General features: G+C 60.7%; 17 protein-coding genes, 1 tRNA gene and 1 riboswitch. Of the genes, 6 read left to right on the top strand and 12 right to left on the bottom strand.

Going from position 1 to position 19,077, the window contains the following annotated elements; translation table 11 throughout:
- Positions 1–32: 32 nt before the first annotated feature.
- The 3 genes from AC1DLT_RS05965 (at position 33) to AC1DLT_RS05955 (ending at position 3,404) form a co-directional block, all read left to right on the top strand.
- Positions 33–1,229 carry an acetylornithine transaminase gene (locus AC1DLT_RS05965; RefSeq protein WP_477486156.1) on the top strand — a complete coding sequence of 399 codons (1,197 nt, stop codon included), beginning with the start codon at positions 33–35 and terminating at the stop codon, positions 1,227–1,229.
- A gap of 54 nt (positions 1,230–1,283) precedes the next feature.
- Complete coding sequence (argF, locus tag AC1DLT_RS05960; protein ID WP_477486155.1) at positions 1,284–2,201, top strand: ornithine carbamoyltransferase; 918 nt, start codon at positions 1,284–1,286, stop codon at positions 2,199–2,201.
- A 213-nt stretch (positions 2,202–2,414) separates the two neighbouring features.
- Complete coding sequence (locus AC1DLT_RS05955; protein WP_247034060.1) at positions 2,415–3,404, top strand: Hsp33 family molecular chaperone; 990 nt, start codon at positions 2,415–2,417, stop codon at positions 3,402–3,404.
- A gap of 38 nt (positions 3,405–3,442) precedes the next feature.
- On the opposite strand, the gene AC1DLT_RS05950 is transcribed toward AC1DLT_RS05955, so the two are convergent.
- The 3 genes from AC1DLT_RS05950 to AC1DLT_RS05940 all read right to left on the bottom strand — a co-directional run bounded on the left by AC1DLT_RS05950 (position 3,443) and on the right by AC1DLT_RS05940 (position 6,878).
- On the bottom strand, positions 3,443–5,029 hold the full coding sequence (locus tag AC1DLT_RS05950; protein WP_477486154.1) for a tannase/feruloyl esterase family alpha/beta hydrolase: 1,587 nt from the start codon (positions 5,027–5,029) through the stop codon (positions 3,443–3,445).
- A 112-nt stretch (positions 5,030–5,141) separates the two neighbouring features.
- Complete coding sequence (gene apaG / locus AC1DLT_RS05945) at positions 5,142–5,534, bottom strand: Co2+/Mg2+ efflux protein ApaG (protein ID WP_038539456.1); 393 nt, start codon at positions 5,532–5,534, stop codon at positions 5,142–5,144.
- A gap of 159 nt (positions 5,535–5,693) precedes the next feature.
- Positions 5,694–6,878, bottom strand: coding sequence for an O-succinylhomoserine sulfhydrylase (locus AC1DLT_RS05940; protein ID WP_038583549.1), 1,185 nt, complete (start codon positions 6,876–6,878; stop codon positions 5,694–5,696).
- Positions 6,879–6,922: 44 nt separating this feature from the next.
- Positions 6,923–7,001: riboswitch (SAM riboswitch) on the bottom strand.
- A gap of 73 nt (positions 7,002–7,074) precedes the next feature.
- Between AC1DLT_RS05940 and AC1DLT_RS05935 the strand changes: the two genes are divergently transcribed.
- Both AC1DLT_RS05935 and AC1DLT_RS05930 read left to right on the top strand, forming a co-directional pair.
- On the top strand, positions 7,075–8,169 hold the full coding sequence (locus AC1DLT_RS05935) for a 2'-deoxycytidine 5'-triphosphate deaminase (RefSeq protein WP_477486153.1): 1,095 nt from the start codon (positions 7,075–7,077) through the stop codon (positions 8,167–8,169).
- A 53-nt stretch (positions 8,170–8,222) separates the two neighbouring features.
- Positions 8,223–8,296: transfer RNA gene (locus tag AC1DLT_RS05930), tRNA-Gly, on the top strand.
- Positions 8,297–8,567: 271 nt separating this feature from the next.
- On the opposite strand, the gene AC1DLT_RS05925 is transcribed toward AC1DLT_RS05930, so the two are convergent.
- The 9 genes from AC1DLT_RS05925 to AC1DLT_RS05885 all read right to left on the bottom strand — a co-directional run bounded on the left by AC1DLT_RS05925 (position 8,568) and on the right by AC1DLT_RS05885 (position 17,961).
- On the bottom strand, positions 8,568–10,298 hold the full coding sequence (locus AC1DLT_RS05925) for an ABC transporter substrate-binding protein (RefSeq protein WP_038539613.1): 1,731 nt from the start codon (positions 10,296–10,298) through the stop codon (positions 8,568–8,570).
- 74 nt (positions 10,299–10,372) lie between these two features.
- Positions 10,373–10,654: a DUF2160 domain-containing protein gene (locus AC1DLT_RS05920; RefSeq protein WP_038539616.1), complete on the bottom strand. Its 282-nt coding sequence runs from the start codon at positions 10,652–10,654 to the stop codon at positions 10,373–10,375.
- 16 nt (positions 10,655–10,670) lie between these two features.
- Entirely contained in the window at positions 10,671–11,498 is an 828-nt protein-coding gene (locus tag AC1DLT_RS05915; protein WP_247034063.1) for a carbohydrate ABC transporter permease, read from the bottom strand.
- A gap of 16 nt (positions 11,499–11,514) precedes the next feature.
- Complete coding sequence (locus tag AC1DLT_RS05910; protein WP_477486152.1) at positions 11,515–12,381, bottom strand: carbohydrate ABC transporter permease; 867 nt, start codon at positions 12,379–12,381, stop codon at positions 11,515–11,517.
- A 3-nt stretch (positions 12,382–12,384) separates the two neighbouring features.
- The gene (locus tag AC1DLT_RS05905) at positions 12,385–13,455 is read right to left on the bottom strand and encodes an ABC transporter ATP-binding protein (RefSeq protein WP_477486151.1); all 1,071 of its coding nucleotides are present in this window, start codon (positions 13,453–13,455) and stop codon (positions 12,385–12,387) included.
- Positions 13,456–13,466: 11 nt separating this feature from the next.
- The gene (locus AC1DLT_RS05900) at positions 13,467–14,537 is read right to left on the bottom strand and encodes an ABC transporter ATP-binding protein (RefSeq protein ID WP_477486150.1); all 1,071 of its coding nucleotides are present in this window, start codon (positions 14,535–14,537) and stop codon (positions 13,467–13,469) included.
- 40 nt (positions 14,538–14,577) lie between these two features.
- Positions 14,578–16,092, bottom strand: coding sequence for a glycerol-3-phosphate dehydrogenase (gene glpD, locus AC1DLT_RS05895; protein ID WP_477486149.1), 1,515 nt, complete (start codon positions 16,090–16,092; stop codon positions 14,578–14,580).
- 101 nt (positions 16,093–16,193) lie between these two features.
- Positions 16,194–16,976, bottom strand: coding sequence for a DeoR/GlpR family DNA-binding transcription regulator (locus AC1DLT_RS05890; protein ID WP_477486148.1), 783 nt, complete (start codon positions 16,974–16,976; stop codon positions 16,194–16,196).
- A gap of 106 nt (positions 16,977–17,082) precedes the next feature.
- Complete coding sequence (locus AC1DLT_RS05885; RefSeq protein ID WP_477486147.1) at positions 17,083–17,961, bottom strand: aldo/keto reductase family oxidoreductase; 879 nt, start codon at positions 17,959–17,961, stop codon at positions 17,083–17,085.
- Positions 17,962–18,057: 96 nt separating this feature from the next.
- Here AC1DLT_RS05885 and AC1DLT_RS05880 point away from each other — a divergent pair, with 96 nt between their 5' ends.
- Positions 18,058–18,963, top strand: a complete 906-nt coding sequence (locus AC1DLT_RS05880; protein ID WP_477486146.1) for a LysR family transcriptional regulator — start codon at positions 18,058–18,060, stop codon at positions 18,961–18,963.
- Positions 18,964–19,077: the final 114 nt, after the last annotated feature.

Genomic DNA, 19,077 nt, shown 5'->3' with positions numbered 1-19,077 from the left:
CTTTTTTGACTGCCTAGAGGAGTGATGTCGCCATGGCTGAAGCCGCGCTTTTCGACACGTTTGCCCGGGCTCCGCTGCGTTTTGAACGCGGCGAGGGCGTATGGCTTGTGACGGAAAGTGGAGAGCGATATCTCGACTTCGGCGCGGGCATCGCCGTCAATTCGCTCGGTTATGGCCACCCGCATCTCGTCGGCGCGCTGAAGGCGCAGGCCGACAAGGTCTGGCACACGTCCAACCTCTTCGAGCAGCCCGGCCAGGAGACGCTGTCGCGCCGCCTCGCCGACAACTCTTTCGCGGATAAGGTGTTTTTCACCAATTCCGGTGCGGAGGCGCTCGAATGCGCCATCAAGACCGCGCGCCGCTACCAGTTCGTGAAGGGCCATCCGGAACGCTTCCACATCGTCACCTTCGAGGGCGCCTTCCATGGCCGCACGTTGGCGACCATCGCTGCGGGCGGCCAGGCGAAATATCTCGAAGGTTTCGGCCCCAAGGTCGAAGGCTTCGATCAGGTGCCGTTCGGCGATATGGACGCTTTGAAGGCTGCGATCACCGATGCGACCGCGGCGATCCTCATCGAGCCGATCCAGGGCGAGGGCGGCATCCGGCCGGTTCCAAAGGAATTCTTGGCTGCGCTGCGGCAGATCTGCGACGACAACGGCCTGCTGTTGATCTTCGACGAGGTCCAGACCGGCGTCGGCCGCACCGGCAAACTGTTCGCCTATGAATGGACGGGCGTTTCGCCCGACATCATGGCGCTCGCCAAGGGCATCGGCGGCGGGTTCCCGCTCGGGGCCTGCCTTGCCACGGCGGAAGCTGCGTCCGGTATGACAGCCGGCACCCACGGCACCACCTACGGCGGCAACCCTCTGGCCATGGCGGTCGGCAATGCCGTGCTCGACGTGATCCTGGGGGACGGCTTCCTGGAAAATGTCCGCGACGTCACGTTGGTCTTGCGGCAGGGGCTAGCCAGCCTAAAGGATCGTTTCCCCAGCGTCATCGAGGATATCCGCGGCGAAGGCCTGCTGCTCGGCGTGAAGGCCAAGGTGCCGGCGGGCGACTTGGTTGCCGCCATGCGCGGCGAACATATGCTGGCCGTTCCGGCCGGTGACAACGTGGTGCGTCTCCTGCCACCGCTCACAGTCACGGCGGAGGAAGCTCGCGAGGGTCTCTCCCGCATCGAGAAAGCGGCGGAAAAGCTCTCCGCCTCGGAAATGAAGAAATCGGCCTGAGCGGGCAAAAAGGGGGATGCCGTTGTAGGTTTCCCACGTCACAGGGAACATCACATGGCATCTCCCAAGCATTTCCTCGATCTTTCCGCCGTTTCCCCGGCTGATCTGCGCAGCATTCTCGACGACGCGAAAATCCGCAAGCAGGCCACCAAGGCCGGGACGGCGGAAAAGCCGCTGGCCGGCAAGATGCTGGCGATGATCTTTGAAAAGCCTTCCACCCGCACCCGCGTATCCTTCGATGTCGGCATGCGCCAACTCGGTGGCGAGACGCTGTTCCTGTCGGGCACCGAAATGCAGCTCGGCCGCGCCGAGACGATCGGCGACACCGCCAAGGTTCTGTCGCGTTACGTCGATGCCATCATGATCCGCACCACGGATCACGCCCGTATGCTGGAGCTTGCCGAACACGCGACCGTACCGGTTATCAATGCCCTGACCGACGACACGCATCCCTGCCAGATCATGGCCGACATCATGACTTTCGAAGAGCATCGCGGACCGATCGCCGGCAAGACGGTTGCCTGGACCGGCGACGGCAATAACGTGCTGCATTCCTTCGTCGAAGGTGCTGCCCGTTTCGGCTATCGGATGAACATGGCTGTGCCGATGGGTTCGGAACCCGCCGACAAGTTCCTCAACTGGGCGCGCAACAACAGTGGCAACATCATGCTTTGCCATGATGCCGAAAAGGCGGTTGCCGGCGCCGATTGCGTCGTCACCGACACCTGGGTCTCGATGAACCAGGAGCACAAGGCGCGCGGCCACAACGTCTTCCAGCCCTTCCAGGTCAATGCCGACCTGATGAAGCGGGCCGACAAGGAGGCGCTGTTCATGCACTGCCTGCCGGCTCATCGCGGTGAGGAAGTCACCGACGAGGTCATCGACGGCCCGCAGTCGGTGGTCTTCGACGAGGCTGAGAATCGCCTGCACGCGCAGAAATCCATTCTCGCCTGGTGCTTCGGCGCGGTCTGAACGCAATGTCCCGGACGGTGCGGATGTGAAGAGCGGCGGCGATCGAACCTTGATTTCCGCCCCGCAATCCCCCATCTGTCGGCTTTCAACAATACGCCGTCTTCTGGACTGGCGTTTCAACACACATCGTCGACGTCTTTTCCTCCGGCCAGCGGTTCCGCTCGGGCTGGCGCTTGTGTAAAGGTTTTTGGGTCGGCGCGAAGGAGTGAAGGCATGGCGGAAGCGACTGTGGAACTCAACGAACTCGACTTTGCCGGAGATGACCGGGTCGTTCCATTTCAGGTGGACGGTCTCGACGTGCGTGGCCGGGCGGTCCAGCTCGGGCCGCTGCTCAACTCCATCCTTAGCCGCCATGATTATCCAGGCCCGGTCGCGCGGCTGCTTGCCGAGGCGATCGTCCTGACTGCTCTGCTCGGCACATCGCTGAAATTCGATGGCAAGTTCACGGTGCAGACCAAGGGCGACGGTCCCGTCGACCTGTTGGTCGCGGATTTCTCGACGCCCGACAGTCTTCGCGCCTACGCTCGATATGACGAGGAAGCTCTGGCCGCCGCCGTCACGGAAGGCAAGACTTCGCCGGCCGACCTCCTGGGGCACGGCGTACTTGCCTTCACCATCGACCAGGGCCGCGGCATGCAGCCCTATCAGGGCATCGTGCCGATGGACGGCTCATCGCTGGAGGAGATCGCCGGCGTCTATTTCCGCCAGTCGGAGCAAATCCCGACCAGGGTGCGCCTCGGCGTTGCCGAGCTCTTCGATCGCGATGCCGATGGTAAGCCGCGTCACAACTGGCGGGCAGGTGGTCTGGTCGCGCAGTTCCTGCCGCAGGCACCCGAGCGCATGCGGCAGCCGGACCTGCATGGCGGCGACGGCGATGAGCGCGATTTCGAATTCCCCGAGGACGATTCCTGGGCCGAAGCCCGCACGCTGGTGGAAACGATCGACACCGACGAGCTGACCGACCCGCGGGTTGCGATCGAGCGTCTGTTGTTCCGCCTTTTCCACGAGCGCGGCGTCCGGGTTTACGCGCCGCACCCGGTGTTCGACCGCTGCAGCTGTTCGCGCGACAAGATCAAGGGCGTCCTCTCGGGTTTTTCCGCCGAGGAGATTGAGGCAAGCGAGGAAGACGGCGAGATCGCCGTCACCTGCGAGTTCTGCTCGACCACCTATCGCTACAAGGCGGATGAATTCGCTGCAGCCTGAAAATCAGATGGCGGGAGTTTCCTCCCGCCGTTTTCGTTTCAGGGTATCTTGCATTCGAAGTTCGCTCCATCCTTCACATCGCCGTTGCCGGAGTATTTGGCCGATTGCGGGTAGGGGCAGAGCGGCCGGGTCGTCGCCTGTTTGCCATCTTTGATCTGGCTTGCCTGGATCACCGTCGGCGCTTTTCCGTTTTCCACCCAGTCCATCAGCGGCGTGAAGGCGTCGAAGACATCGGTGCCGTAGCCCGCGGTGCAATGGAACATGCCGGGCACCATGAACAGCCGGTAGAATTCCGCGGTCCGATCGGCACCCATCTGCTTGCGGACGGCTTCATAATAGTTCACGCCCATCATCGGGTTCAGCGCCGGATCCGACCAGCCGAAATAGGTGATCATCCGCCCGCCGCGTTTTTGGAACTCGCTGAGGTCGGGATTGGTCGCGTCGACGATCTCTCGGATCGCGCCGATCTTCGGATATTCGGCATCGAAGTCGAAGGTTTTCCAGTCGATCGCCTTTCCGGAGGCGGGCAGCATCGCCATGTTCTTGACGAAGGTCTCGCCATAGGCCAGCTGCCGGCTTGGTCCCTGTTCGGACACCATCCACATGTCCCAGCCGCTGACCCCGCTCGGATCGACACCCTCGGTGCCGAACTGCACGCCGGGGAAAATCGTCTCTCCCTTGATCTTCACACCGCCCGCCAGCGCCTTCAGCGTGTCCACCTGCGCAGGCGTGAAGCAGTCCGAACCGCCGGCCTCGCAGGTCTTCAGGTCCTTGGCCGGATCGAAATTGCATTGGCGCGGATCGGCGATCAGCCCATCCTTGGCACCGTCGATCGCATCGCATTTGTCCATAACCGCCTTGGCGAGCACCGGAAGCTGGGCGCGGCTGATCGGCGCCTTGAGGAGCGCTCGCGCATTCCAGACGCCCCAGATCTGCGTATTGGTGAGATCGAGGACCGGCGCTCCAGCGAGAATGCCATCGAAATCGCCCGGATAGCGTTGCGCCGCCATCAGCCCCTGGCGTCCGCCGGTCGAGCAGCCGTCCCAATAGGAGAAGGAGGGATGCCGGTCATAATAGCGCGCGGCGATCGCCTTGGCCGTGTCGACCGTCACATGCACGGCTCGTGAACCGTAGTCGATCAAGAGGCCGAGGTCCTGTGCAAAATCCCCGAGCTTATAGGTGACCGCATCATGGCCGGTATTCTGCTGGACGGTGAGAAAGCCTTTCGTAAGTGCGGCATTGCGGGTGGTGATCCGCGACGCTGCGGCAAGGTCTTCGCCGGCATATCCGCCATTGCCGAACATGTAGAGCCGGCGGTTCCAGTTGTCCGGAAGGGTGATTTCGAAACGGACCTGCGGCCGGATATAGCCCGTCACCTGGCAATGGCCTGGCACGTTACCGACACCCGCGACATGCGTGGCTTTCAGCGTCGCGACCTCGGCAAAGGATTGGCTGTTCAACATACCGCAGGCGATCTGCGGCGAGACCGTGGCGGAAGCGAAATCCGGCCGGTCCTTCTGGTCGATGAAACTGCTTTTGTTTTGTGCGAGCGCCGGCGTAAAGGCCGTAAGCGTCGTGAACGCGCAGGACGCCAGCAGAATGACCGGCAAAGCGGAACGTGCCATCAAGTACTCCTCCCAAAGACCGTTTGACGGTGCCAAGATGCCGCAGGAGGAAAGGGGTAACAAATAGAAAAACCGCCGCCACCCATAACCTGTAGGTTGTCGGCAGCGCGGTCTAGTTGAGGACGCGCATCAGGCCTGGTGAATCCAGCGAGAAAGCCGGGATCGTCACCTCGAAGGTTTCGCCGTCGTCGGTCTGCATGTCGTAGTGGCCGAACATCAGGCCGGACGGGGTGTCGAGCGGACATCCTGAAGAATACTCGTAGCTGTCGCCGGGCTTCAGCCGCGGCTGTTCACCGATGACACCAGGCCCGTCCACTTCGTCGACGATTCCGTTCTGGTCGGTAATGTTCCAGTAGCGATGCACGAGCTGCACAGTGAGCGTCGAATGGTTTTCGATGACGATACGATAGCCCCAGACATAACGGCTCTCTTCCGGATTGGATTGCTCCTCCAGATAATAGGGCTCGACGGCGACATCGATATCTCTTGTCCGGGCGCGATACATGCGACACCTCAACAAATCCAACTTGGTTCGATATTGTACAGAGGCGCCGCAACGTCAAGAATTCTCGCGGTTTGAACAACCGAGTGTGGGCATTAGTTGAAGTTAAGGATAACCGGGATGGTGAATATCTGGTCGATCCACCACCCCGAAAAGCCAAGGCTACATGCCGGCCTTTGAAAGCGCCCGCGCGAAATCCTCGATCAGGTCGTCGGTATCCTCGATGCCGGCCGACAGACGCACGGTGCCGGGCGAAATGCCGAGTTCGGCACGGGCCTCGTCCGTCAGGTTCTTGTGCGTCGTCGTCGCCGGATGGGTGATCAGGCTCTTGGAATCGCCGAGATTGTTGGAAATCCTGACGATCTCCAGCGCGTTCTGCAGCTTGAAGGCTGCGTCCTTGCCGCCCTTTAGTTCGAAGCAGACGAGCGTCGAGCCGGCCTTCATCTGCCGGGCGATGATATCGGCCTGCGGATGGTCCTTGCGGCCAGGATAAATGACCTTTGCGACCTGCTTCTGGTCGGCGAGGAAGTCGGCGATCTTCGAGGCGCTCTCGGTCTGCTGCTTGACGCGCAGCGGCAGGGTTTCGATGCCCTTCAGCAGCGTCCAGGCATTGAACGGCGACATGGCCGGGCCCGTATGGCGGAAATAGTCGTGCAGGTTCTCGTCGATCCAGGCCTTATCGGAGAGCACGACGCCGCCGAGGCAGCGGCCCTGGCCGTCGATATGCTTGGTGGCCGAATAGACGACGATATGCGCGCCGAGTTCCAACGGCTTCTGGTAGAGCGGGGTCGCAAACACGTTGTCGACGACGACCTTGGCGCCGATCTGGTTGGCGAGCTTGGCGACACCGGCAATGTCGACCACTTCGAGCGTCGGGTTGGTCGGGCTTTCCAGGAAGAACACCTTGGTCTTCGGCGTGATCGCCTTTTCCCAGTTTTCGAGGAAGCGGCCGTCGACCAGCGTGCATTCGATGCCATATTTCGGAGCCAGCGTCTCGACCACCCAGCGGCAGGAGCCGAACAGGGCGCGGGCCGCGACGATATGGTCGCCGGCCTTCAGCTGGCAGAGGATCGCGGCGGTAACGGCAGCCATGCCGGATGCTGTGGCGCGCGCATCTTCGGCGCCTTCCAGCATGCACATACGCTTTTCGAACATGTCGTTGGTAGGGCTGCCGTAACGGGCGTAGATGAAGCCGTCGGTCTCGCCCTTGAAGCGGGCTTCCGCCGCTTCCGAGGTGTCATAGACGAAACCTTGGGTCAGGAAGATCGCTTCCGACGTTTCGCCATATTGCGAGCGCAGCGTGCCGCCGTGTACAAGTTGAGTTGCCGGGCGCCAATTCTTAGTCATGCGTGTTCCCCATTCAGAACAAAAAAACCGGTCGCATAAGCAGACCGGTTTCGCACCCGGTCTTTTTAGCCACTTATTTAACGTGGCTGCAAGCCGACCGGCCAAATCACCACGGGATAAGAGTGGCATAGCGCCGCGCCCCGCTTGCGTCAATGGCTCGCATTTGGTTTTGTCGCCTCGTAAACTTGAGAGAGACATGATGGCTCGCGAAACAGGAATTTTGGCGGACCGCGCGATCGCGGCGCTTTTCGACAGTGGACGGCTGATTTCCGAACGTGAGCTGGACCGGGACCAGGTCCAGCCGGCAAGCCTGGACCTGCGCTTGAGTGCCAAGGCTTTTCGCGTCCGCGCCAGCTTCATGCCGGGCCCGACGAGCCTGGTCTCCGATAAGCTCGATCGGCTGAAGCTGCACGTCATCGACCTTTCCGAAGGTGCGGTCTTGGAAACCGGCTGCGTCTACATCGTGCCGCTGATGGAACGGCTCGATCTGCCGGCCAATATGTCTGCCTCCGCCAATCCGAAAAGCTCCACCGGCCGGCTCGACATCTTCACCCGCGTCATCACCGATTACGCGCAGGAGTTCGACAAGATCCCGACCGGTTATTCCGGGCCACTCTATCTCGAAATCTCGCCTCGTACCTTCCCGATCGTGGTGCGCCGCGGTTCGCGTCTGTCGCAGATCCGCTTCCGGGTCGGCAATGCGCTGCTGAGCGAGCCCGACCTCGTGCAACTCCACAACGACGAAACCCTGGTCGCATCCGCCAAGCCAAATGTCTCGGGCGGCGGCATCGCCCTGTCGATCGATCTGTCCGGCGATAGCGTCGGCCTGATCGGTTATCGCGGCAAACACCACACGGCCGTCGTCGACGTCGACAAGAAGGCGCAGCACGACATCTTCGATTTCTGGGAGCCGCTTTACAGCCGCGGCCGCAACGAACTGATCCTCGATCCGGACGAATTCTATATCCTCGTCTCGCGCGAAGCGGTGCACGTGCCGCCGCTCTATGCCGCCGAGATGACGCCCTTCGATCCGCTGGTCGGCGAGTTCCGCGTCCATTATGCCGGTTTCTTCGATCCGGGCTTCGGCCACGAGGCGGCGGGGGGGCGCGGCAGTCGCGCGGTGCTCGAAGTGCGCAGCCACGAGGTGCCCTTCATCCTCGAAGATGGCCAGATCGTCGGCCGCCTTGTCTATGAACACATGATGGACAAGCCGGAAGGCATGTACGGCACGGGCCTCGGCTCCAACTATCAGGCCCAGGGCCTGAAACTGTCCAAGCATTTTCGCGCCTGACCCCACCTCCGGCTTGACAGGCGAAGCCGTCTGTTGGAAGTCTGAAATCTGACGCGGGTGTAGCTCAATGGTAGAGCAGCAGCTTCCCAAGCTGAATACGAGGGTTCGATTCCCTTCACCCGCTCCAGCTACCCCTTTGTCTTAACCGTAGGCGTCCAGCGATTTTCCCGTGGCTTGGTGGTGGTGCCGGAAGCACGCATCACCAGCCTCCATGTCGCGGAGGCACGGTCGATGGCCGAGGCATGGAGGCGATTTTCGCGAAGGCGTGTCTGGCGCGGAGGCGAGCGGGGCCTATCGGATTGTGTACCGGAGCTTTACGCGAGCACCGGAGCTTTCACGCGAGCCAGGCATTTTGCAGTCGGTGGTCGCCGGGCGCCTTGAGCGCCCGGCGAACCGGCTTACTTCTTGGTGTCAGCCCAGCTCTTTACGAGTTCGTCGTAGTTGACGGTAACGGGCTTTTCCTTCTCGGCTGCGATCTTGAGCTGCGGAGCGAGGTTGCCTTTCGCGGCGGCATCCTTGTTCCAGTATGCGAGATCGTGTTCCTCGGCGAGCTTCGGTCCGATGTCGCCCTGGACCTTGGCGCGCTCCAGGCGCTGCAGGACCTTTTCCTGCTCGGAGCAAAGCGAGTCCATGGCCGCCTGGGCGGTCTTGGCGCCCGACGACGCATCGCCGATTGCCTGCCACCAGAGCTGCGCGAGCTTCGGATAGTCAGGCACGTTCGTGCCGGTCGGCGACCACTGGACGCGGGCCGGGGAACGGTAGAACTCGATCAGACCACCGAGTTTAGGCGCACGATCCGTGAAGCTCTTGTGGCGGATGGTGCTCTCGCGGATCAATGTCAGGCCGACATGGCTCTTCTTGACGTCCACCGTCTTCGAGGTGACGAACTGGGCATAGAGCCAGGCCGCCTTGGCGCGGTTGGTGGGCGTGGACTTCATCAGCGTCCAGGAGCCGACGTCCTGATAGCCGAGCTTCATGCCGTCCTTCCAGTAGACCCCGTGCGGAGACGGAGCGAAACGCCATTTTGGCGTGCCGTCCTGGTTCATGACAGGCAGGCCTGCCTTGACCATGTCGGCGGTGAAGGCCGTGTACATGAACATCTGCTGGGCAATCTCGCCCTGAGCCGGCACCGGTCCGGATTCCGAGAAGGTCATGCCCTGGGCGGCGGCCGGTGCATAGGCCTTCAGCCAGTCGAGGTATTTCTGGATGGAGTAGACCGCGGCCGGGCCGTTCGTATCGCCGCCGCGGGCGACGCAGGAGCCGACCGGACGGGATTTCTCGTCGACCTTGATGCCCCATTCGTCGACGGGCAGGCCGTTCGGCAAGCCTTTGTCGCCGTTGCCCGCCATGGACAGCCACGCATCGGTGAAGCGCCATCCGAGCGAGGGGTCCTTCTTGCCGTAGTCCATGTGACCATAGACCTTCTTGCCTCCGACCTCGCGGCCGGTGAAGAAGGCGGCGATGTCCTCATAGGCGGACCAGTTCACCGGAACACCGAGATCGTAGCCGTATTTCGCCTTGAAATCGGCCTTGTTCTTCTCGTCGTTGAACCAGTCGTAGCGGAACCAGTAGAGGTTCGCGAACTGCTGGTCCGGCAGCTGGTAGAGTTTCTTGTCCGGCGCCGTGGTGAACTTGAGGCCGATGAAGTCCTCAAGATCGAGGCCGGGATTGGTAACGTCCTTGCCTTCTCCCGCCATCCAGTCGGTGAGCGAGCGGGCCTGCTGATAACGCCAATGCGTGCCGATCAGGTCGGAGTCGTTGACATAGGCGTCGTAGATGTTCTCGCCCGACTGCATCTGCGTTTGCAGCTTTTCGACGACGTCGCCTTCGCCGATCAGGTCGTGGCTGACCTTGATGCCGGTGATTGCGGCAAAGGCTTGCGCCAGAACCTTCGATTCATACTCGTGCGTCGTCAGGGTTTCGGAAACGACCTTGATGTCCATGCCGGCAAAAGGTTTCGCCGCATCGATGAACCACTGCATTTCCTTTTCTTGTTCGGCACGGGAAAGCGTCGAGAGTTCGCCGACTTCTTTGTCCAGGAATTGCTTTGCCTCATCCATGCCGGCATAGGCGGAACCGGTCAGAGCCAGCAGCATTGCCGCTGTCGTTGTCATAAGATGCCGTCGCATTTTATCCTCCCAGAGTTTTGCGATTGCAATTTCCGTATCGGGCGGCGGTTTTCCCGCCACCTTTTCAGCTTGCCTTAAACGAAGCGGAAGACGCCGATGGCGTAGACCACTGCAAGGGCAAGAGCCCACCACAGGTTGGGGCCAATCAGCCCCAGCCATGCAAGATGAATGAATGCCGCACCGAGCAGCGAGATGAAGAGCCGATCTCCCCGCGTCGTCTCGAAACGCAGGATGCCGATCCTGGGCGAACCGCCCGGCGCAAAATATTCCCAGACGCTCATGCCGACGAGCAGGGCGAGGATCGTCAGAAAGAACAGCGCCGTGGGAAGCGTCCAGGCCATCCATGAAAAGTTCATGCGTGGTTCCTCCTTGTCAGACCCGGCCGAGGGCAAAGCCCTTGGCGATGTAGTTGCGGACGAAATAGATGACGAGGGCGCCAGGAACGATCGTCAGCACGCCGGCCGCTGCCAGCACGCCCCAGTCCATGCCGGAGGCAGAAACGGTGCGCGTCATGATGGCGGAAATGGGCTTGGCGGCAGTCGTCGTCAGCGTCCGGGCGAGCAGCAGTTCCACCCAGGAAAACATGAAGCAGAAGAAGGCGGCGACCCCGATGCCCGAGGCGATCAGCGGCATGAAGATCTTCACGAAGAACCGCGGGAACGAATAGCCATCGATATAGGCGGTCTCGTCGATTTCCTTCGGTACGCCCGACATGAAGCCTTCCAGGATCCAGACGGCAAGCGGCACGTTGAAGAGGCAATGGGCGAGGGCGACCGCGATATGCGTGTCGATGAGACCGAAGGCGGAATAGAGCTGGAAGAAGGGTAGGGCGAAGACGGCAGGCGGCGCCATGCGGTTGGTGAGCAGCCAGAAGAACAGATGTTTGTCGCCGAGGAACCGATAGCGCGAAAAGGCATAAGCAGCCGGCAATGCCGCCAGCACCGAGATCAAGGTGTTCAGCACCACATAAATGATGGAGTTGATATAGCCGTTGTACCAGGAAGGATCGGTGAAGATCACCATGTAGTTCCTGAGCGTCGGGTTCTGCGGCCAGAGCGAAAATGCGCCGGTGATCTCGGCATTCTCCTTGAAGCTCATGTTGACGAGCCAGTAGATCGGCAGCAGCAGGAAGATGATGTAGATCGTCGAGACCAGCCAGGAGAAATTGCCTGCAGGCTTGTATTTGATTGTCTTCGCCATGGTTTTCCTCCCTCCTTCAGGTGTCTGCGTCGCTGCTGGTCATCACAGTGTAGAATATCCATGACAGCAGCAGGATGATGAGGAAGTAGACGATCGACATGGCAGCGGCCGGCCCGAGGTCGAACTGCCCGACCGCCGTCTTGACGAGATCGATCGACAGGAAGGTCGTCGAGTTTCCCGGGCCGCCGCCGGTCACCACGAAAGGCTCCGTATAAATCATGAAACTATCCATGAAACGCAACAAGACGGCGATCAGCAGCACTCGCTTCATCTTCGGAAGCTGGATGTAGCGGAACACCGACCACCTGGATGCACCATCGATCTTGGCCGCCTGATAATAGGCATCCGGAATGGAGACGAGGCCGGCGTAGCACAAGAGCACGACGAGGCTCGTCCAGTGCCAGACGTCCATGACGATGACCGTGATCCAGGCATCGAGAGGATCGCGCACGTAATTGTAGTCTACGCCGAGCGCCGCCAGCGTGTGGCCGAGGAGCCCGATATCGACGCGGCCGAAAACCTGCCAGATCGTGCCGACGACGTTCCACGGGATGAGAAGCGGAAGAGCCATCAGCACCAGGCAGACCGGAACGCCAAGACCCTTCTTCGGCATGTTCAGGGCAATGAAGATGCCGAGCGGAATTTCGAGCGCCAGGATGATGAAGGAGAAAAGCAGATTGCGCTGCAGAGCTTCCCAGAAACGGGCAGAATGCAGGATTTGGTCGAACCAGTCGGTGCCGGCCCAGAAGAACGCGTTGTTGCCGAACGTATCCTGGACCGAATAATTCACCACGGTCATCAGCGGAATGGCCGCCGAAAAGGCGACGAGCAGGAGCACGGGAAGCACCAGAAACCAGGCCTTGTTGTTCCACGTCTTTTCCATGGTTCAGGCCTCCCCGCCAACGCGCCATGAATTGGCATAGATATTCAGCGCAGCGGGATCGAAGGTGACGCGAGCCTCAGCCGGTATCTCCGCATCCTCGGAAACGACAATCGCAATCGGTTGCCCCGCAAGGCTCGCGCGGACGATCCTGCGCCGGCCGATATCTTCGATGCGTGTTATCGTGATAGGCATTCCATCTCGGCCGATGCGAATGAATTCCGGTCGAATGCCGAGCTCGACCCGGTCGCCCGCAGTAATCTTTGGTGCATGGTCGAGGGCGATTGTCTCGCCCCCGAGCGTGATCGTGCTGCCATGGACCTTGGCGGGCATCACGTTCATGCCAGGGGAGCCGATGAAATAACCAACGAACGTATGGCTCGGTCTCTCGAAGAGCTCGGCCGGCGTTCCGATCTGAACGATCTGTCCGTCGTACATCACGACAACTTTGTCCGCGAAGGTGAGCGCCTCCGTCTGGTCATGGGTGACATAGACCATGGTGAAGCCGAATTGCTTGTGGAAGCGCTTCAACTGGGAGCGGAGCACCCATTTCATGTGCGGATCGATGACCGTCAGGGGTTCATCGAAAAGGATCGCGTTGACGTCGTTGCGGACGAGACCTCTCCCGAGCGAAATCTTTTGTTTCTGATCGGCCGTGAGCCGCTGGGCCTTGCGGTTCGACCAGTCGGAGAGATCGATGATGTCAAGCATTTCACGGACGCGGCGATCGACATCCGGTTCGGCGATGCCCCGGTTGCGCAAGGGAAATGCCAGGTTGTCGTAAACGGTCATCGTGTCGTAGATCACCGGAAACTGGAAAACCTGGGCGATGTTGCGTTCCTGCGTGGAAAGATTGGTGACGTCGTTTCCATCGAAGAGGATACGACCGTGGGACGGCTGCAGCAGGCCGGAAATGATGTTCAGCAGGGTGGTCTTGCCGCAGCCGGAGGGGCCGAGCAGGGCGTAGGCACCACCATCGGCCCATTCGTGATCGACTTCGCGCAGCGCGTAGGCCGCGTCGGATTTCGGATTGGGACCGTAGGCGTGGCGGATGTGATCGAGCGTGATGCGTGCCATGTTCCCCTCCTTCAAGCCGCCGCCGCGATGGCGCGGCCGTCTGTTCCGAAAGCCATCAGATGACGGGTATCCAGGAAGAGCTCGATTTCGGTGTCCGGGTCGATGTCGTGGATGCCGGGAGCGAGCATGACCCAGCGCACTCCGTTATAGTGCATATGCACGAAGCTTTCGGAGCCGGTGATTTCCGAGATTTGCGTTTGAGCCTTGAGCTTCGCTGCGTTGCCTGTCTGCGCCGTGAGCCCCAGGTGATGGGGATGAAAGGCGATCGTCACTGGGCCGTCCGGCACACTGGAGAGATGCGACGGCACGGCAAGGCTGTCTGTTCCCTGATACTGGAATGAGCCGCCGGACTTGACCACATCGATGAAGTTGAGTGGGGGATCGGCAAATGTCTTGGCCGTCACGAGGTCTGCCGGGCGACGATAGACCTCGATGGTCGGCCCGAATTGCGTGATCCGTCCTTCCGAGAGCGTCGCCGTATTGCCGCCGAGCAGCAAGGCTTCGGACGGTTCGGTCGTTGCATAAACGAAGATGGCACCGGATTGCGCGAAGATCTTCGGTAATTCCTCACGCAATTCTTCGCGAAGTTTATAGTCGAGATTGGCCAGCGGCTCGTCCATCAGCACCAGGCTGGCACTCTTGACGAGGGCGCGGGCAAGCGCCGTACGCTGTTGCTGCCCACCCGAAAGATTAAGCGGCGTCCGATCGAGATAAGGCGTCAATCTCAGCAATTCTGCCGCCTTGCGGACTTCCCGGTCGATCATCGTCGCGTCCTTGCCGGCGATCCGCATCGGCGAGGCGATGTTCTCGTAGACGGTCAGGGCCGGATAATTGATGAACTGCTGATAGACCATCGCGACATTGCGCTTTTGCACCGCAACCCCAGTGACGTCGGCGCCGTCGAAATACACGGAGCCGCTGGTGGGACGGTCGAGCCCAGCCATCAAACGCATGAGTGACGTCTTGCCCGAGAGCGTCGGGCCAAGCAATACGTTCAGCGAGCCGCGATCCAGTGCAAGATTGGTCGGATGAATATGATATTCACCACCCACCATCTTGGCGACGTTGCGCATTTCCAGCATTCGAGTTCCCGTGCCTCCTCACACCGGGAACACATGCCGCTTATCCGGCCATTTTTGCCGGTATAGCGGCCATGTACTCCTCCAGATACTCTTTCTCAGTTTCGCTTAGCCGCAAACCGTCCTTGGTTCTCCTCCAGAGCACGTCCTGCGCACTCATGGCCCATTCACGGTCGATAAGATATTTGACCTCGGCCTCGTAGAGATCGCCGCCGAAGTGGTGACCAAGATCCTCCATCTTGGTCGCCCTGTCGAGGATCATCCCGGCGCGGGTTCCATACCGGCGCACCAGTCGCCGCGCATGCCGTTCCTCCAGAAATGGATAGCGGGCCTTGAGTTTCGCTACTTCTCCCTCGTAACCCTGGGCCGCAAAATCGCCGCCCGGCAGGTGGCTTTTCGCCGTCCAGGGCCGGCCCTTTGCTCCGATCGCTTCGGCGATCTTCTCGAGCGCATGTTCAGAAAGCCGGCGATAGGTCGTCAGCTTGCCGCCGAACACGTTGAGCAACGGCGCGCCCTGGGTGTCGTCGAGCTTCAGCACATAGTCGCGCGTTGCTTCCTGCGCCTTTGAGGCACCGTCGTCGAAAAGCGGGCGAACCGCCGAATAGGTCCAGACGATGTCTGCCGGCCGCACCGGCTCCCGAAAATACTCGCTCGCTGCATTGCAGAGATAGGTCGTCTCCTCTTCGGAGATTTTCACGTCTCTCGGATTGCCGGAATAGTCCCGGTCGGTCGTACCGATAAGGGTGAAGTCGTTTTCGTAAGGGATCGCGAAAATGATGCGATTGTCCCGGTTCTGAAAGAAATAGGCCCGGGATCCTTCGAACTTCTTTTTCACCACGATATGGCTGCCCTGGACAAGGCGGACATGACGGGCGTCATTGTCGTCGAGCGCTTCGCGGATTACCTGATCCACCCAGGGGCCTGCGGCATTCACCAGCATGCGGGCCTTGTAGGTCTCTGTCCTTCCCGTGCGGGCGCCGACGGTCTCGATCATCCAGAGGCCGCCTTCCCGACGGGCGGCAACCACGCGGGTGCGCGGCAGGATCAAAGCGCCGCGATCGGCCGCATCCCGAGCGTTCAGCACCACCATCCGGGCATCGTCGACCCAGCCGTCGGAATATTCGAATGCCTTGGTAAAAAGCGGCTTCAGAGGCTTTCCGGCCGGATCGGTACGCATGTCGAGCACGGCCGTCGGCGGCAGCAGCTTTCGACCGCCGAGATGATCGTAGAGAAACAGGCCGAGCCGGATCAGCCAAGCCGGGCGGATACCGCCCTTGTGGTATGGCAGGACGAAGCGCAGCGGCCAGATGATGTGCGGTGCCATCGCCCAGAGGGTTTCGCGCTCCATCAGCGATTCCCGCACCAGCCTGAATTCGTAATGTTCGAGATAACGCAGGCCGCCATGGATGAGTTTGGTGGCGCCAGAAGAGGTGCCCGAGGCAAAATCGTCCATCTCCGCAAGTGCCACGGAATAACCGCGCCCGGCCGCATCACGTGCAATGCCGCAGCCATTGATGCCGCCGCCGATCACGAAGATGTCGTGGATTTCATCGCCCATCATTCCCCTCGCTGAACCGAAATGGACAGCAATCCACAAACGTTGTGAACCTAAAGTGGATTAAATCGAAAATATTCCGAATGTCAAATGAAACACCGGGGCTATAAATCCAATTCCTCGTCTTTCGAAGTTTCCACGAGGGCCACACCGTTCACGAGGCATACATCTCGGATCGACGGCGAAGGGCAATGGTCGGTGATAAAGGTTTGGACTTGCGAGATCTGTCCGATGCGTACGGGCGCAGTGCGCTCGAATTTTGTCGAGTCGGCGACCAGGATCACGTGTCTCGCATTGGCGATGATTGCCTGGGCAACTTTCACTTCGCGAAAATCATAATCGAGAAGGGCACCATCCGGATCAATCGCAGAAACGCCGATAATCGCATAGTCGACCTTGAACTGGCGAATGAAGTCGACTGCGGCTTCACCTACAATGCCACCGTCTGACTGACGAACGACACCACCGGCAATGACCACCTCGATTTCGTCCAGAAGGCGCAACCTGTTGGCAACGTTGATGTTGTTGGTAATCACCATCAGTTCTCGATGATTGACCAGCGCCTCGCTGACCGCCTCCGTGGTGGTGCCGATATTGATAAAGAGCGAGGCGTTGTCCGGAATAAGATTGGCGGCGGCGACGCCGATCGCCTGCTTTTCCGCCGCCGCGATCTGCCGGCGCGCATCGTAACGGACATTCTCGTTGCTGCGGGGAAGAGTGGCGCCCCCGTGAATACGCGTCAGGATTTGCTTGTCGCATAGATCATTCAGATCTTTGCGGATCGTCTGCGAGGTTACCGAAAACGTTGCTGCCAAGTCGTCGACGAGGACCCGACCCGCAGTTTTCGCGCGTTCGACAATTTTCGCCTGGCGGTCCGTAATAAACATCCGACCCCTCCGCTTCGCTTTTCTTTCACTTCTAACGAAAGCGCGCGTGAAGGCAAAGGCCGTAGACCGATTTTTCGGGGTCGGATGCGAGTGCTGTCTGAAGTCTTCAGTCGGCGCGGACGCCGGATACGCCTTCGAGTTCCGTCATCACGGCGTCCGACAACTGCAGTTCAGCCGCGGCGAGATTTTCACGCAGGTGGGCCACGGACGAGGTTCCGGGAATCAGCAGAATATTCGGTGCCCGGCGCAGCAACCAGGCAAGTGCGACCTGCATCGACGTCGCGCCCAGGCGCCGGGCAACGTCCGACAGGATCGACGACTGGAGCGGACTGAAGCCTCCGAGCGGGAAGAACGGCACATAGGCGATGCCATCGCGGGCGAGATCGTCGATCATGGCATCGTCTTGCCGATGGGCGAGATTATACTGGTTCTGCACACAGACGATCTTGGCGATCCGCTGACCCTCGGCTACCTGCGTCGGCGTGACGTTGCTGAGCCCGATATGGCGAACAAGCCCCTTGCGCTGCAGTTCGGCCAGAGCCGTCAGGGGCGCTTCGATCGAGCCTTCTGCCGGGCCGTGGACATCGAACATGATACGCAGGTTGACGACGTCCATGGCGTCGAGACCAAGATTGCGCAGGTTGTCGTGGACGGCCTGAGTCAGCTGGTCGGCTGAAAATGCCGGGTTCCATGAACCGTCATCCCCGCGCACGGCGCCGATTTTGGTCACGATCACCAGGTCATCGGGATACGGATGAAGCGCCTCCCGGATGATTTGATTGGTCACATGCGGACCATAAAAATCGCTGGTATCGATATGATCGACCCCAGCCGCAACCGCCTCGCGAAGTACCGCCACTGCTGCGTCGTGATCTTTCGGCGGCCCGAACACACCCTTGCCCGCAAGCTGCATGGCGCCATAGCCGAGCCGTTTCACATTGCGGTCGCCGAGGATAAATGTGCCTGCCTGATCAATATTCGACATGGGAATATCTCCTGTTCAAGATGATGTGGATATAGGCCTTGAGAGGCCGCACGAAAATCCGGTACAATCGGCACAGGCCGTGCGGAATTTCGAACGATGAAAATCGACCTAGGTGATCTGAATGCTTTTGTGGCGGTGGCGCGCGCTGGTGGGTTTCGCGAGGGCGCGCGTGCCACAGGCAGCAGCGCATCAGGATTGAGCGAGGCGGTGCGGCGGGTCGAGGCGCAACTGGGGGTGCGGCTCCTCAATCGCACGACACGCAGCGTGGTGCCGACGGAGGCAGGCGCCGGCCTGCTGGCTCGGCTGACCCCAGCGCTTACCGAGGTCGACGCTGCCCTCGACGTCATTAACAGGTTTCGCGACAAGCCTGCCGGCGCGTTGCGTCTCAATGTACCGGTCAGCGCCGCCCGATTGGTGCTCCCAGCGATCATCCCGGCGTTCCTCGCGGCCTATCCCGACATACGGCTCGAAATCGTCGCCGATGACAATTTCGTCGACGTGCTGGCTGCCGGATGCGACGCCGGCATCCGCTACGACGAGCGGTTGGAGCAGGACATGATTGCGGTGCCGATCGGTCCGCGGCTGCAGCGCTTCGCGGCCGCGGCATCCCCGGCATATCTCGATCGCCATGGCCGCCCCGATCATCCCCGCGATCTGCTTGGCCATGCCTGTATCCGCGGGCGTTTTGCAAGCGGCGCAATGATACTCTGGGAATTCGAGCGGGACGGCGAAGTGGTGCGGGTCGATCCGACAGGACCGCTGATCGTGCAGGTGGGTGCGGCAACCGATCTTGCCGTCGATGCAGCGATCGCCGGCACCGGTATCATGTCGCTGTTCGAGGACTGGCTGCGGCCCCATCTCGACAACGGCTCACTCGAACCCGTGCTTGAGCCATGGTGGCAGCAATTCTCCGGTCCATTTCTCTATTACCCCGGTCGGCGGCTCGTACCGGCGCCGCTGCGGGCCTTCATCGATTTCATTAAGGTTTCCAATCAACGGTGACGGGCGGGGCGCGTATTTAGCGTCAATCGCCGACGTCGAATCTCCATCCGCCGGGATCAGATCCTGCTGCCGGTCGCCGATAGGAACCACGTTTCCTACCGGGCGTTGAGGAGG

Source organism: Neorhizobium sp. 05N33 (genome assembly GCF_056397445.1).
The sequence above is the reverse complement of the archived record's forward strand: the minus strand, read 5'-3'. Positions and strand labels throughout refer to the sequence as shown.

What these genes read in the sequence shown, in the direction of transcription:
- AC1DLT_RS05965 (WP_477486156.1), top strand. Translation starts at nt 33, where the DNA reads ATGGCTGAAGCCGCGCTTTTCGACACGTTTGCCCGGGCTCCGCTGCGT.
- argF (WP_477486155.1), top strand. Translation starts at nt 1,284, where the DNA reads ATGGCATCTCCCAAGCATTTCCTCGATCTTTCCGCCGTTTCCCCGGCT.
- AC1DLT_RS05955 (WP_247034060.1), top strand. Translation starts at nt 2,415, where the DNA reads ATGGCGGAAGCGACTGTGGAACTCAACGAACTCGACTTTGCCGGAGAT.
- AC1DLT_RS05950 (WP_477486154.1), bottom strand. Translation starts at nt 5,029, where the DNA reads ATGGCACGTTCCGCTTTGCCGGTCATTCTGCTGGCGTCCTGCGCGTTC.
- apaG (WP_038539456.1), bottom strand. Translation starts at nt 5,534, where the DNA reads ATGTATCGCGCCCGGACAAGAGATATCGATGTCGCCGTCGAGCCCTAT.
- AC1DLT_RS05940 (WP_038583549.1), bottom strand. Translation starts at nt 6,878, where the DNA reads ATGACTAAGAATTGGCGCCCGGCAACTCAACTTGTACACGGCGGCACG.
- AC1DLT_RS05935 (WP_477486153.1), top strand. Translation starts at nt 7,075, where the DNA reads ATGATGGCTCGCGAAACAGGAATTTTGGCGGACCGCGCGATCGCGGCG.
- AC1DLT_RS05925 (WP_038539613.1), bottom strand. Translation starts at nt 10,298, where the DNA reads ATGCGACGGCATCTTATGACAACGACAGCGGCAATGCTGCTGGCTCTG.
- AC1DLT_RS05920 (WP_038539616.1), bottom strand. Translation starts at nt 10,654, where the DNA reads ATGAACTTTTCATGGATGGCCTGGACGCTTCCCACGGCGCTGTTCTTT.
- AC1DLT_RS05915 (WP_247034063.1), bottom strand. Translation starts at nt 11,498, where the DNA reads ATGGCGAAGACAATCAAATACAAGCCTGCAGGCAATTTCTCCTGGCTG.
- AC1DLT_RS05910 (WP_477486152.1), bottom strand. Translation starts at nt 12,381, where the DNA reads ATGGAAAAGACGTGGAACAACAAGGCCTGGTTTCTGGTGCTTCCCGTG.
- AC1DLT_RS05905 (WP_477486151.1), bottom strand. Translation starts at nt 13,455, where the DNA reads ATGGCACGCATCACGCTCGATCACATCCGCCACGCCTACGGTCCCAAT.
- AC1DLT_RS05900 (WP_477486150.1), bottom strand. Translation starts at nt 14,537, where the DNA reads ATGCTGGAAATGCGCAACGTCGCCAAGATGGTGGGTGGTGAATATCAT.
- glpD (WP_477486149.1), bottom strand. Translation starts at nt 16,092, where the DNA reads ATGGGCGATGAAATCCACGACATCTTCGTGATCGGCGGCGGCATCAAT.
- AC1DLT_RS05890 (WP_477486148.1), bottom strand. Translation starts at nt 16,976, where the DNA reads ATGTTTATTACGGACCGCCAGGCGAAAATTGTCGAACGCGCGAAAACT.
- AC1DLT_RS05885 (WP_477486147.1), bottom strand. Translation starts at nt 17,961, where the DNA reads ATGTCGAATATTGATCAGGCAGGCACATTTATCCTCGGCGACCGCAAT.
- AC1DLT_RS05880 (WP_477486146.1), top strand. Translation starts at nt 18,058, where the DNA reads ATGAAAATCGACCTAGGTGATCTGAATGCTTTTGTGGCGGTGGCGCGC.